The sequence below is a fragment of the Streptomyces zingiberis genome (genome assembly GCF_012034935.1).
Classification (GTDB): Bacteria; Actinomycetota; Actinomycetes; order Streptomycetales; family Streptomycetaceae; genus Streptomyces; species Streptomyces zingiberis.
This window is the reverse complement of sequence record NZ_JAATEN010000011.1, coordinates 167,809-181,044: the sequence shown is the minus strand read 5'-3', so window position 1 is coordinate 181,044 and position 13,236 is coordinate 167,809. Positions and strand designations below refer to the sequence as shown.

Sequence of the window (13,236 nt, the reverse complement as noted above, 5' to 3'; positions counted from 1 at the left end):
CCCGCCTCCACCCATGCCGACCGACCACCGAGGAGTACCCATGGAGCCCTACGAACTCGACGCGCTCGAAGCCGTCACCACCAGGCCCCCGCGGGCCTACGAGCACATCTCGGTGGCGACCGTGACCCCCGTGATCGGCGCCGAGGTCGGCGGGGTGGACCTCGGCCGGCTGACCGACGCCCAGCTGGCCGAGATCAAGGCGGCGTTCCTCGACCACCATGTGCTGGTCTTCCGCGACCAGGACCTCACCACCGAGGACCACAAGCGGTTCGCCGGTCACTTCGGGGAGCTGCGGCCCGTCAACCCCCCGCCGCCCGAGGGCGACCCGTACGTCCTGGAGATCAAGACGAGCGCGGCGGCGGCCAACGTCGCCGGCAACGCCTGGCACGCCGACGGCACGGCGGACCTCGAACCGTCCCTCGGCTCGATGCTCCACATCACCGAGACCCCGGCGGGGGGCAGCGGCGGCGACACCCTCTTCGCCAACATGCACCTCGCCTACGAGATGCTGTCGCCCACGATGCGCGGCCTGCTCGACGGGCTGACCGCCATCCACGACGGCGCGCAGAGCTTCCGGGGCTACCAGGTGCCGCCGAACTACGAGATCCCGGTGAACGAGCACCCGGTGGTGGTGCGCCACCCCGAGACCGGCCGCCCGATCCTCTACGTCAACCGGGCCTACACCTCGCGCATCCCGCAGCTGTCGGCCGACGAGAGCGACGCCCTGCTCACCATGCTCTTCACCACCGTGGTGGAGCGCCCGATGCTCACCTGCCGGATCCGCTGGGCGCCGGGCACCCTGGTCTTCTGGGACAACCGGTGCGTGCAGCACCACGCTCTCTACGACTACTACCCGCACACCCGCTACGGCCGGCGGATCGCGATCAACGGCGGCCCCCTCAAGGGCTGAACGGGCCCGCCCCGGACGGCGGGGCGCCCGGCCCGCAGACGAGACGGGCGCCGGCGCCGGGCCGGCCGGGGTTCCCCGCCCCGGACTGCGGGGCGGGGGGCCGCGGCCGGGCCCCTCCGCCGTCCGAGTGGCGCGCCGTCGCCCGTAGCGGCCGAGCGGCCCGGGTACCGCCCCGAAGCGGCGGGCCCTGCCTCCCGGCGCACCGCGGCACCGCGTCATCGCGTCACCGGTCGTCCCGTCCTCGCGTCACCCGGTCGCCGCCGGAAGGATCAGCGACGACCGGAGTGGGGTGGGTGCGCCGTGACCGGCCGCCGGCGGGTGCCGGCCGGTCACGCAGCTCCCGGTGGCTGGGAGGCACCGGCGGCGCGGCGGTACTCCTCGTTGAGGCGCTGGGCCTCTTCGAGCTGGTCCTCGAGGATGACGATGCGGCAGGCCGCTTCGATGGGGGTGCCCTGGTCGACGAGCTCCCGGGCGCGGGCCGCGACCCGCAGCTGGTAACGGGAGTAGCGGCGGTGGCCGCCTTCCGAGCGGAGCGGGGTGATCAGCCGGGCCTCACCGATGGCCCGGAGGAAGTTGGGGGTGGTGCCGAGCATCTCGGCCGCGCGCCCCATCGTGTAAGCGGGGTAATCGTCGTCGTCGAGACGGCCGAAGGATTCGCCTGCTGTCATCTCACCTCTCTGCGGGCCTCTGCGGAACGGGTTGAGGGGCCCTGGCGCGGTACTGCCACCAGGGCCCCGAAGGAACTGCTACACCATCTGCCGGTCATCATGCCGTACCGGCCTACTTGTTCCGCAGGCCCATCCGATGGAGGACGGGGAGTGCGGGGATCGCGGATGCGTGACCGGAGACCACCTACCTGTCGATAGTCCTGCGGTACCCGGGCTCATCCTGCCCGCCCGGGCGATCCTGATGGCGAGGGAGTCCTCCATTCCTCTGGGCCGAACACCTGATCAACGGGTACCGCGAGGTACCGCGCAACTGCCGGGTACTGCCTGCGCCGCCGCATCGCCGGTGCGTCAGCGGCGGTCCTGCTCTCGGGGCCCCTCAGCACTGCGGGCCCCCGGTCCGGTCGTCAGTCCCGTCGCCGTCCTGCGACAACCGTGGCTTCGGTACTCCACGACCGGACCGTCCTGCGGGTACTGCCGCCCGGCAGTCCGTCTCTGCCGGGCCCTGCTCGATCTCGGGTACAAGAGAAACCATAACCATGCCGGTGCCGGATGTCTACTCTGCTCAGCATAGATTTTCCCCCACTCCTGGATGAGGTAACTCATCGCCGCCGCGGTATGACCGACCGGAGCGGGCCGGGCCCCGGAGGCCGGCCCCGGAGGCCGGGACGGGCGCTCGCCCACAGGAGGTGGCACCGCCGGTCGAGCGGCCCGGAGGGTGGCGAATACACTGTGCCTCGTGTCGATCCGTGACAAGCTGCTGCTTGATGTCGCCGCCCTGGTGGAATCCGGGCAGAGCAATCAGATGTCCCTGACCGTGGTCGCCGGTGGCGCCGTCATCACCGGCCGGCTGGCCCCCGAAGCGGTGTGGAGGCAGAGGGTGTCGGAGGTCCTGACGGATTCGAACCGCCTGGGCGCGTTCTCCTCCGTCTTCGAGGCCCCCCCGGCGGACGGCCCGCCGACGCATCTGCACTTCCATGTCGCCCGGATCCTCCAGGGCATGGTGGGCATCCCGGAGACGGGCGGGATGTACCGTGTCGCGATCGAGGACGTCAGCGCCTGGACGGTGGGCGACTTCAGCTACTCCGACCGCTGAGCGGCCACCCCGACGGGGGCCGGCTCCCCCGCGGCGCGCCCGGAGCGCCGGGAGGACTCGGCGTCCGGAACTCCGGGAACGCCTGGCCCACCCGGAACGCCGGAACGACCGGGGCACCCGCTGTCCCCGGAGCAACGGGGGACCCGGGAGAACCGGGACCGCACAGCACATGCGAGAGGGGCCCCGGCCGGCGCGCGCGCCGGCCGGGGCCCCTTCCCGTCGTGGATCTCAGATGTCGGCCCGGGCCTGCTCCCCCGGCCGCCCGGACTCGGGGGTGCCGAGCAGCGCGGAGGCCTGCTGGAGCGGGCTGAGGGCGGGCTCCGGCGCGGCCTCGGGGACGGTGTGGCAGGTGAACCCGAGCCGGGTCATCGCCCGGAGGACCTCGTCGGCGCTGAAGTCACGGCGGTCCTGACGGGTGACGACCTGCCCGACCTGCTTGACGGGGTACCGGCGACGGCCGACGATCACCGACTCACCGGTGATCGGTTCAGGCTTGACGCCCTTCATCGACTCCAGCACACCGCTCTTGGTGAGCTCGAAGGGGAAGCGGGCGATGACGCAGCGCATGTGGCCTCACAGGGAGAAAGGAGGAACGGTCCGGCGAGGGGTGAGCCCGTTCGGCTCACCCACGGTCCGGTGCACGGGGCCGGCGCACGCGCCGGCCCCGTGCCTCACCCGGACCACTGGTCACGGTGGGTCCTTCGGAGGGGTCGGTGTCCCCGCGACCGACGGCCTAGGCGGCCGGGCGCGCCGGGGTGCGCCGTCCCGCCGAGGGGCGGCGGCGCCGGCCCCGGGAGGACGACGGGCGCTTGGGGTTCTCCGCCACCGGCGCGGTGATGACGACGGGGACACCGGAGGGGGCCTGGGCGCCGGTGATCCGGCTCAGCGCCTCCTCGCCGGAGCGGACCTGGGTGGTCCGCGCCCGGATCCCGGCATCCGACATCAGGCGGTCCACGGCGCGGCGCTGGTCCGGCGTGACGAGGGTGACGACACTGCCGGACTCGCCGGCGCGGGCGGTACGGCCGCCGCGGTGGAGGTAGTCCTTGGGGTCGGTCGGCGGGTCGACGTTGACGACGAGGTCGAGGTTGTCGACGTGGATGCCGCGCGCCGCGACGTTGGTCGCCACCAGCACGCTGACGTGCCCGGTCTTGAACTGCGCCAGAGTGCGGGTGCGCTGCGGCTGCGACTTGCCGCCGTGCAGCGCGGCGGCCCGGACCCCGCTGCTGAGCAGGTGCTTGGTCAGCCGGTCCACCGCGTGCTTGGTGTCCAGGAACATGATCACGCGTCCGTCGCGGGCGGCGATCTCGGTGGTGGTCGCGTGCTTGTCGGCGCCGTGGACGTGCAGGACGTGGTGGTCCATGGTGGTGACCGCGCCGGCCGACGGGTCCACCGAGTGAACGACCGGGTCGGTCAGATAGCGGCGCACCAGCAGGTCGACGTTGCGGTCCAGGGTGGCCGAGAACAGCATCCGCTGCCCGTCCGCGCGCACCTGGTCGAGGAGCGCGGTGACCTGCGGCATGAATCCCATGTCGGCCATCTGGTCGGCCTCGTCCAGCACGGTGATGTCCACCTGGTCCAGCCGGCAGTCACCACGGTCGATGAGGTCCTTGAGCCGGCCCGGGGTGGCGACGACGACCTCGGTGCCGGCGCGCAGCGCCCCGGCCTGCTTGCCGATCGACATCCCGCCCACGACGGTGGCGAGCCGCAGCCCCACGGAGCGGGCGTACGGGGTGAGCGCGTCGGTCACCTGCTGCGCCAGTTCACGCGTGGGGACCAGGACGAGCCCCAGCGGCGTGCGGGGCTCGGCGCGCCGGCCGGCCGTGCGGGCGAGCAGGGCGAGGCCGAAGGCGAGCGTCTTGCCGGAGCCGGTGCGCCCGCGGCCCAGGACGTCGCGTCCGGCGAGGGAGTTCGGCAGGGTGGCGCCCTGGATCGGGAACGGCGCGGTCACACCCTGCCTGCCGAGTTCGGCCAGCAGCCGCTCGTCCAGGTCGAGCTCGGCGAAGGCCGCGACGGCGGGCAGCGCGGGGGTGATCGTCTTGGGGAGTGCGAACTCGCCCTGGAGGGCGGGCTTGCGGCGGCCTCCGTAACCGCCGGAACCACCGGAACGGGCCGGGCCACCGGAACGGCGCGGCGCGGGCGAGCCGAAGCGGCTGCCGCCGCCCCTCCCGGCGTCGGCGCGGCCGTTACGGGCGCGCTCGGAGCGGTTGTTCGTACGGGTGCGGTTCATGGGGAACCTTCCTCGATGCGGCACATATCAAGGAATTCCCGCAGCGGTGAACAGCACGGAGAATTGCAAGTATGAACCGGTGACAGAATAAAGCGGGTCCGGGCCGCCGGAAAAGCGGGCGGCGCGAATGGGGAAATGCGTTCACCTGACGGTGAGGTGAATTCCTGGCGTCGACGGGGCGACGGACCTCCAGGATGCGCCCGCACCCCCCGGCGGAGGGTACCGCGGGCGGTGGGGGGCGCGGAGCCCCGCGGGCGGGGCCGCGCGGGAAACCCTTCCGGAAAACGCGTGCAGCTGGGACCCGCACCCCGAAGGGTGCGCGCCCCAGCTACCACATGCGCGTCGGCGTCAGGCCGGAACGATGTTCTCGGCCGTCGGGCCCTTCTGGCCCTGCGCGATGTCGAAGTTCACCTTCTGGCCTTCGAGCAGCTCACGGAAGCCCTGGCCGGCGATGTTCGAGTAGTGGGCGAACACGTCGGCGCCGCCACCGTCCTGCTCGATGAAGCCGAAGCCCTTTTCAGCGTTGAACCACTTGACGGTACCACTGGCCATGTCATATCTCCTCTGGGGCAGCACATCGGAATCCGCACCGTGCGGACACCGCGTTGCCGCGATGATGACCCCGTCCGGAAATGACCGGAAATACAAAAGCGCTCCCCCCGGGCGGAGCCGGGCGAGGGCACTTGAAGTTTCGGGAACCACAACTGCAACTGAGATCGACACTAGCACACCGGAACGGCCTCCGCGTGTCGGACAATTCCACTCCTGGCCTTGCCACATCTCCACGGCATCTCCGCCGTAAAAAGTCTCACCGCGCGGCCCGCCAAACTCTCACCCCACCGGTACAGATATCGCCCACGGAGCGCGAGGCCACGGCCCCGGCTCCCGCCGCCCGCTCCGGCCGGGCCCGCGCCGGTCCTTTCGCACCTGATCGAAAAGGTGGCGGCAGCAGGACGGCCCAGCACAGCCTGAGGGCTCGCGGTGATCACCACCGGATCACGGCCCGAGAGAAACGAGACCACCTTGCGCAGAAACCTCGCCGTGGCCCTGACGGCCGCGACGCTGATCGCCGGCACCGTCACCGCACCCGCGGCCTTCGCCGGCACCACCGCCGCCCAGGCGTACACCTGCACCTACCGGGAATCGAGCGGCAACTGGTACGCCGGTCACTACAACGGCAGTACCGTCATCCCGAGTTCGACCGGGGTGTCCAGTTCGGGCATCGAGGCCCAGTGCCTGCTCAAGAAGGCCGGGTTCAGCCCCGGCACGATCGACGGGGTCTTCGGGAGCAAGTCCAAGGCGGCCGCCAAGGACTTCCAGACGTACATCAACGACTGGGCCAACCGCCCCATGCTGGTGGTCGACGGCATCGTCGGCCCCGACACCTGGTACTTCCTGCGGTGCTGCGGACCTGGCATGTGACGCGCCGGCGGGCGCCTGATCCTCCGCCCGGCCGGCTCCGCGTAGCCGCGGGTCTCCCCGGTGCCTACGGGCGCGCCACCACGCGCACCGGGGGCGGCGGCCCGGCTCCCGGCCCCGCCCCGGCCGCCGCTCCCACTCCGTGGCGCCCGCGGTTTCCCGATCGGGCACCACGGTGGGCCGGACGGCCCCCCGAACCACCACCTCCCGTCGGCCGGGACGCGCGCGATCGATGTAGGTTCCGCGTGCGCCGTCGATCAACGGCCGCACGTTCACGGGAGGTTGCCCACCATGTCCATCAGTACCGCGCCGGCGGGAGGGCTCCGCCTGCGCGTGCCCAGAGGTCTCGCGAAGGCCGTCCAGGGGCTGCTCGCCGCGGTCATCGTGGCCGATCTCTTCTCGATCGCGTCCACCGCGAAGTTCCACGGGCTGTGGAGCACCATGATCGACCAGGGCTCCGACGCGGTCTCCGACCAGGAGTACGAGCAGGCCGCGTACTGGCACGAGTTCGCCTCACTCGTCCAGGGGACGACCCTCCTCGTCTGCGCGGTCGCGTTCATCGTCTGGTTCTATCGCATGCGGGTCAACACCGAGGTCGTCGCGCCCTACGCCCACAGCATGGCCTCCGAGTGGGCGGTGTGGGGCTGGCTCGTGCCGGTCGTCTCCCTGTGGTTCCCGCACCGGATCGCCCTCGACACCTGGGCCGCGAGCGAACCGGGACACCACCTCTCCGCCACGAGGCGGACGTCGACAGCGCTCGTCAACATCTGGTGGCTGCTGTGGGTCACCTCCGTCAACTTCGGGATCGTGGCGAGCGCGCTGTACACCGTGGTCGAGGAGCCGGGCGCGGTCGAGAAGACACTCACCCTGCTGATGGCCGTCGACGTCGTCGACATCGCGGCCGGGGTGCTGGCGATCGTCTTCGTCCACCGCCTGACGGCGATGCAGCACCGCAGGGAAGCGGACCTGTACACCGCCGCGTGACACGTGGCCTCCCGGCCGCACGGCCCCGGCGGGCCCGGATCCCTCCGGACCCGCCGGGTCGCCTACCCCCGCAGGCCGGCCCGCCCTCCCGCGTGCGGCGCGGTCGCGGTGTCCGCCCGGACCGGGCGGACAGCTCCCGCCCGGCGCCCACCCGTCCGGCCGCCCGGAGACGGCGCGGCCGGACCCGGGCGGCCGGACGGAACGCGGGCGGTCAGGCAGAACGCGCGCGGCCGGACGGGACGCTTGCCCCGCCGGGCCCGTCGCCGCCTGCCCGGCGGTGCGGGCCGGCGCCGGCGGGCGGAGCCCCGGCGCGGGGTCCTGCGTCAGCCACCAGGCGGTCCAGCGCCTCCGGGTCACGCATCAGGCCGCCGAGGATGAACGCGGCTCCGGCCGCGCCGAGTTCGTCGGGATCACCGCCGGTGTGGCCGGCCGCGTAGTCGATGTGGGAGAGGGTCACCCCGGCCACCATCGCCTGGCCGAGACCGGGTGCGACCGGCCGGAACTCCCCGCTGCGCACACCCTGCCCGATGAGGTCGCGCAGGGCGGCGTAGAGCGCTTCGAGTTTGGCGCCCCACGGGGCCAGGGCCGGCTCCTGCAGCACGTCGTGGGCGTAGATCCCGGAGAGCGCGAAGGGCAGCCGGTGCAGGGTGGTGAGGTCCCACAGGACGTAGTCGTACAGCCGCCGGGCCACCGGGCCCTCCGCGGTCACCGCCTCCCGCGCCTCGGCGAGGGAGGGGTCGAGGCTGATCGCCAGCAACTCCTCCAGGATCGACTGCTTGTTCGCGAAATGGTGGAACAGGGAGGGCTGCTTGACGCCCACCGCCTCGGCGATCTGACGGGTGGAGGTGCCCCGGTAGCCGTGGCGGCGGAACAGCAGCGCGGCCTCCGTCAGGATGCGCCGGCGCGTGCTGCTGGTGATCTTGTCGGTGCGCGGCATCCCGTCAGCGTATCCGCGCCTCCTGCACCGACCACCGGAGAAGGTCGGGGCGGTCGTAGTGGCCGGTGACGTCGAGGTCGTGCTTGTAGGAGACGGTCTCCGCCAGGTCGAGGTCCGCCACGACCATCGCCGGGCCCAGGACCGGACCGGTGCGCCACTCGCCATCGGGGCCGACGACCCCCGAGCCACCGGGGAAGAACGCCTCGGTTCCCCTCTCACCCCCGGCGCCGGGCCCGGCCTCCGCGCCGGCTCCGCGGGCGTACGCCTCCCTGAGCTCCTCCGGGACGTCGGCCACCGGCAGCCAGGTCGCGGCGGCGACCACGAAGCACCGGCCCTCGAAGGCGTAGGAGCGCGAGGCCAGCCGGTGGGCTTCCGGCAGGTCGGGCCAGAGGGCGACGTGGATCTGCTCGTCACCGTGGTGCAGCGCGTGCCGGGCAATCGGATGCCAGTGCTCCCAGCAGATCAGGCTGCCGACCCGGCCGGCCGGGGTCCGGTGCGCGCGCAGACCGTGGGCGTCGCCCGGGGTCCACACCAGGCGTTCGGCGTGGGTGGGGAGCAGCTTGCGGTGAACGCCCAGCAGTTCGCCGTCGGGGCCGATGGTGGCGGCGCTGTTGTACAGGGTGGCCGAGTCAGGTCTGCTCCGCTCGTTGAAGCCGATGACCACGCTGACGCCGTGGGTGGCCGCGGCCCGGCGCAGGGCGCGCATGTGGTCGCCGTCGGCCGTGGCGGAGGCCTCGACCAGCCGCCGGAACCAGTGGCGGGCCGTGGCGTCGTTCCAGCCGGCGAGCCCGAACACCCAGGCCGGATAGCCACCCAGCCAGGTTTCCGGAAAGACGGCCAGGTCCGCGCCGAGCGCCGCCGCCTCGGCGATGTGGCCCACGGCCGCCTCGGTGCCGGCGTCGAGGTCGAGGAGGTGCGGCGGCCGCTGGACGACGCAGATACGGGTCATGGGGAGAGTGCTCCTTACCAGCCGGTGACGGCGCGTGCGGCGACCCAGGTCCAGGCGGCCGAGAACGCGGTGAAACAGATGAGGTCGACGCGGGCCGCCCAGGGGGTGCGGGACGGCAGGTCCGGCCACCAGGCGAGGGCGCCGGTGGAGATCGCCGTGTAGTACCCGGTGGCCAGCAGCACCGCCGCGGTGACGGAATCGACGGCGGCGAGCGTGTCGGCCGCGACGAGGACGGCGCCGATGATCAGGGCGTCCACGTGCCCCTGCCGCAGCCGCGTCCACTCCTTGATGCCGGCCCACCCCTTCGGCCTGGCGAGGGAGACATAGAGGAGAAGCCCGGACCAGCCGCCGATCGCGAGCAGGACGAGCCCGCCGGCGCCGAGGACGCCCACGTCGTTCACGGCGTCCCGCCGGTACGGACCTTGTCGAGCGGGCGGGCCAGCGCGAGGTGGAGGCCGGCGCAGCAGATGATCGCGGCGAACACCCACACGACCGCCCAGATCTGCCAGGCAGGCGCGCCGGGCGGCGCGAGGATCGCGCGGGGCCAGGCGATGTTGACGGTCTCGAACGCGAGCCAGCAGAAGGCCAGGACGTTGACGACCAGGCCCTTGCGGCCGAGTCGCACCGTTCCCGCGGGGCGCCAGCGCCCGGTGAGGCGGGCGAACAGGGCGGCGGAGACCACGATGAGGAAGGTGATGTACAGCCCGCCCGTCCCGAAGGTGATCATGGTGCCGATCGCCCCGTCGTTCAGGCCGAGGAGCAGTCCGGCCGCGGCGGCGGCGCTGACGGCCGTCATGGCGGCCAGCGGCACCCGGCCACGGCCGGTGACGGAGGCCAGTCTCCCCGACGCGGGCAGCATGCCGTCCCGGGCCAGGCCGAAGGTGATACGGCCCAGATAGGCCTGCATGGAGACGAGACAGGCCAGGAAGGTCACCACGACGACGGCCAGGAACGGCTTCTCCGACCAGGATCCGAACGAGCCGATGACCGTCGGCGTGACCGGGTCGGCGGTTTCCCCGCGGACGACGGCCCCCAGGTCCCGCGTGGCCAGCATGACGGCTATGGCGACCAGCACCACCGCGCCACCGACCACCGCGGTGGCCCTGACCATCGCGCGCGGCACGTTCCTCACGGCGCCCTTGGTCTCCTCGGCGACCGAGGCGCTGGAGTCGAAACCGACGAAGGCCCATCCGCAGACGGCGAGCGTGGCCAGGAGCGCCGCGCCGGTGGAGTTCCCGGCGGCGGCCGGCGCGCCGAACGTCTGGAACAGCACGGAGAAGTCCTGCACCCGGAAGAAGAACAGGAGGGCCAGCCCGACGGCGATGGAGCCGATGATCTCGGCTCCGAGGCCCCCGAGCACGACGAGACTCATGATCTTCACACCGGACGCGTTGACGGCCAGCGCGAGGGCCAGCAGGCCGGCCGAGACGAGGTAGCGGGCCGGCCCGTGCGGCTCACGGCCGGTGAACAGCAGCCCCAGCCAGGGTGCCGCCAGGTACGCGACCGTGGTGAGCGCGGCGGTCACCGCGGAGATGTAGACGACGCCGGTGAACCAGGCGGCGCGCGGTCCGATCAGCCGCCGCACCCACTGGTACGGCCCGCCGGCCACCGGGAACTCCGAGGCCAGCTCCGCGTAGACGACGACCACGAGCAGTTGCGCGACGAGGCTGACGAGCAGCATCCACAGCCACGCGGGACCGCTCAGCAGAGAGCCGAGCGAGAAGATCGCGTACAGCCCGACGACGGGCGCCACGGTCGTCACGCCGACGGAGAAGGTGGACCAGATCCCCAGGCCCCGACGCAGTTGCTGTCGGTAACCGAGCTCCTCCAGCCGGCTGTCGTTCTGACCGGTATGTTCGGTCACGGCTACCTCCCTATCGATCGATAGGGAAAGAATGGGCAGGGCGGCCTCCCGTGTCAACGGTTGCGGACGAGGACGTCGAATTTCCTGGTCGTCGGAGCGCCGCCGCGGCACGGCGCGCCCCGGCACGCCACGGGAGGAGGAAGCGCCCCGTTCCGGGGGTCCCGGACCGCCCCGCCCCGCCGGCGGCCGGTGGGGTCACGGCGCGTCACCGCGACGGCTCGCGGCCCGGCGTCCGGCCCCGGCTCCCGCCGCCCGCTCCGGCCGGGCCCGCGGCCGTCCTTTCGCACCTGATCGAAAAGGTGGCGGCGGCAGGGCCGCACATCACAGCCTGAGGACCGCGGTGGGCGCACCTCGCCCCCGCGGGGAGCCGGGTCGCCCGACCCCGGGGACACGGGAGCCACGGCGCCCGGGCCCCGCACGACCGGAACACGTGCCCCGAGGAGCGGCCGGCCCGCGGTGACCACCGCCGGATCACGGCCCGAGAGAAACGAGACGACCTTGCGCAGAGACCTCGCCGTGGCCCTGACGGCCGCGACGCTGATCGCCGGCACCCTCACCGCGCCCGCGGCCTTCGCCGGCACCACCACCGCCCAGGCGTACACCTGTCACTACTCCGTATCGGGCGGCAGGGCCTATGCCGGCTACTACAGCGGCAACACCGTCGTTCCGAGCTCCGGCGGGGTGTCGAACGCCGGGATCGAGGCCCAGTGCCTGCTCAAGCGGGCGAAGTTCGACCCCGGCACGATCGACGGGGTCTTCGGGTCCAACTCGCGGGCCGCCACCCGGCGCTTCCAGACCCTGATGAACAACGCGTTCGGCTACAACATCGCCATCGACGGCATCATCGGCCAGGAGACCTGGCCCGCCCTGCGGTGGTACGCCGAGTACAACGCCTGAACGGCCGTCGCCGCCCACGGTTCGGAGCCCTTTGCCCGGGAACGCCCCGGTGTGGCCGCACCGGGAGGACGGCGCAGCCGGAAGCGGAGCCCGCGGTCGCCGTCGCCGACGGCGCCGGGGTTCCGCCCGCCCACCGGCAGACCGGCCGCCCCGAGCCGAAGGACCCGCCACCAGGCGCAGTTGACCGGCGGGCACGCGGCCGGACCACGACACGAGAGAGACGAGACGACATGCGCAGAAGCGTTGCGACGGCGTTGACGGCCGCCACCCTGATCACCGGCGCCGTCACCGCGCCCGCCGCCTTCGCCACCACCGCCACCACCGCCGGCACCACCGCCCAGGCATACAGCTGCAGATACTCCGTCTCGGAGCCCTACGCGTACGCGGGGCACTACAGCGGCACCACGGTCGTTCCGGGGTCCACCGTGGTGACGACGGCCGGGATCGAGGCCCAGTGCCTGCTCAAGCGCGCCGGTTTCGACCCCGGCACGATCGACGGCGTCTTCGGAAGCAACTCCCGAGCCGCCGCCAAACGGTTCCAGACCATGATGAACACGACATACGGTTACCAGCTCGCGACCGACGGTATCGTCGGCAGCGCCACATGGCCCGCCCTGCGAACCTACGTCTGCTACCGGACCTGAGCCCCTTTCCGGCGGCACGCCCGCCGCGGACCGGCGCTCCACGCCGACGCGACCGCCCGATCCCGACCCCGGCCCGGACAACGGGCCGGGGTTCCCGCCTGTCCGGACATCCTCACGGTTCAGGCCACACCCACTTCGGGCCTTCCCCCGCCTGCCCGGCACGGCGAAGGCCCGGTCGCCTCCGCCGCCGGCATCGCCCGGTTCACCCCGGGCGGATCCCCGCCCGGAACACCTCGGGGCGCTTCGCGGCCGCCGGCGGCCGGCGCCGGGCGCCACAGAGGCCGCAAGGCCGGTCACGGCAGCCGTAACGGCCGCCCCCAGAGGGTGCCCGCGGCCGGGCCGACCGCGAGGAATCCGCCACGCCACCACTCGCCCCTCGGGGATCGGCCTTTCGCCGCCACCGGCACCCCGCATCCATCCCGCTTCACCACCACCCGGCACCACCACCCGGCACCACGCCCGGGCCGCCGCCCGTCCCGGGCTCCCCACCGCCCCCATTTCCCGGCCTCGGCACCCCGGCATCCCGCGCGCACCCCCGCGCACCCGCCTCCCCCATCGTCCAGTTCTGGCCACTCACCCGGGGATCGGCGACGGGACGACCGGGCAGCCGGCCCCACCGGGCCCGCCCCGGGCCGCCCGCCGGG

General features: G+C 72.9%; 14 protein-coding genes. 6 read left to right on the top strand and 8 right to left on the bottom strand.

The window, feature by feature from the left end; genetic code table 11:
- Positions 1-40: 40 nt before the first annotated feature.
- Positions 41-910, top strand: coding sequence for a TauD/TfdA dioxygenase family protein (locus HCK00_RS16290; protein WP_168102680.1), 870 nt, complete (start codon positions 41-43; stop codon positions 908-910).
- A gap of 329 nt (positions 911-1,239) precedes the next feature.
- Here the strand turns inward: HCK00_RS16290 and HCK00_RS16285 are convergent, their stop codons facing one another.
- Positions 1,240-1,578 (bottom strand): MerR family transcriptional regulator, encoded by a 339-nt coding sequence (locus HCK00_RS16285; protein WP_168102679.1) that lies wholly within the window; start codon positions 1,576-1,578, stop codon positions 1,240-1,242.
- A gap of 736 nt (positions 1,579-2,314) precedes the next feature.
- Between HCK00_RS16285 and HCK00_RS16280 the strand changes: the two genes are divergently transcribed.
- Positions 2,315-2,671, top strand: coding sequence for a hypothetical protein (locus HCK00_RS16280; protein WP_168102678.1), 357 nt, complete (start codon positions 2,315-2,317; stop codon positions 2,669-2,671).
- A gap of 228 nt (positions 2,672-2,899) precedes the next feature.
- Here the strand turns inward: HCK00_RS16280 and HCK00_RS16275 are convergent, their stop codons facing one another.
- From HCK00_RS16275 to HCK00_RS16265, 3 genes are all read right to left on the bottom strand, one after another.
- Complete coding sequence (locus HCK00_RS16275) at positions 2,900-3,238, bottom strand: SCO5918 family protein (RefSeq protein WP_168102677.1); 339 nt, start codon at positions 3,236-3,238, stop codon at positions 2,900-2,902.
- Positions 3,239-3,404: 166 nt separating this feature from the next.
- Positions 3,405-4,898, bottom strand: a complete 1,494-nt coding sequence (locus tag HCK00_RS16270) for a DEAD/DEAH box helicase (protein WP_168102676.1) — start codon at positions 4,896-4,898, stop codon at positions 3,405-3,407.
- A gap of 348 nt (positions 4,899-5,246) precedes the next feature.
- On the bottom strand, positions 5,247-5,450 hold the full coding sequence (locus tag HCK00_RS16265; RefSeq protein WP_168102675.1) for a cold-shock protein: 204 nt from the start codon (positions 5,448-5,450) through the stop codon (positions 5,247-5,249).
- A 471-nt stretch (positions 5,451-5,921) separates the two neighbouring features.
- Between HCK00_RS16265 and HCK00_RS16260 the strand changes: the two genes are divergently transcribed.
- Positions 5,922-6,320: a peptidoglycan-binding domain-containing protein gene (locus HCK00_RS16260; protein WP_168102674.1), complete on the top strand. Its 399-nt coding sequence runs from the start codon at positions 5,922-5,924 to the stop codon at positions 6,318-6,320.
- A 288-nt stretch (positions 6,321-6,608) separates the two neighbouring features.
- Positions 6,609-7,301, top strand: a complete 693-nt coding sequence (locus HCK00_RS16255) for a DUF4328 domain-containing protein (protein ID WP_168102673.1) — start codon at positions 6,609-6,611, stop codon at positions 7,299-7,301.
- 211 nt (positions 7,302-7,512) lie between these two features.
- Here HCK00_RS16255 and HCK00_RS16250 read toward each other — a convergent pair whose 3' ends face one another.
- The 4 genes from HCK00_RS16250 to HCK00_RS16235 are packed head-to-tail and all read right to left on the bottom strand — an operon-like array spanning position 7,513 to position 11,051.
- Positions 7,513-8,238: a TetR/AcrR family transcriptional regulator gene (locus HCK00_RS16250; protein WP_168102672.1), complete on the bottom strand. Its 726-nt coding sequence runs from the start codon at positions 8,236-8,238 to the stop codon at positions 7,513-7,515.
- 4 nt (positions 8,239-8,242) lie between these two features.
- Positions 8,243-9,187, bottom strand: a complete 945-nt coding sequence (locus tag HCK00_RS16245) for a carbon-nitrogen hydrolase family protein (RefSeq protein ID WP_168102671.1) — start codon at positions 9,185-9,187, stop codon at positions 8,243-8,245.
- 14 nt (positions 9,188-9,201) lie between these two features.
- Positions 9,202-9,588 (bottom strand): hypothetical protein, encoded by a 387-nt coding sequence (locus HCK00_RS16240; RefSeq protein ID WP_168102670.1) that lies wholly within the window; start codon positions 9,586-9,588, stop codon positions 9,202-9,204.
- Positions 9,585-11,051, bottom strand: coding sequence for an APC family permease (locus tag HCK00_RS16235; protein WP_168102669.1), 1,467 nt, complete (start codon positions 11,049-11,051; stop codon positions 9,585-9,587). The genes HCK00_RS16240 and HCK00_RS16235 overlap by 4 nt, the downstream gene beginning before the upstream one ends.
- A gap of 498 nt (positions 11,052-11,549) precedes the next feature.
- On the opposite strand from HCK00_RS16235, the gene HCK00_RS16230 reads away from it, so the two are divergent.
- The gene (locus HCK00_RS16230) at positions 11,550-11,948 is read left to right on the top strand and encodes a peptidoglycan-binding domain-containing protein (protein ID WP_168102668.1); all 399 of its coding nucleotides are present in this window, start codon (positions 11,550-11,552) and stop codon (positions 11,946-11,948) included.
- 230 nt (positions 11,949-12,178) lie between these two features.
- On the top strand, positions 12,179-12,592 hold the full coding sequence (locus HCK00_RS16225; RefSeq protein WP_168102667.1) for a peptidoglycan-binding domain-containing protein: 414 nt from the start codon (positions 12,179-12,181) through the stop codon (positions 12,590-12,592).
- The last annotated feature ends 644 nt before the right edge of the window (positions 12,593-13,236 follow it).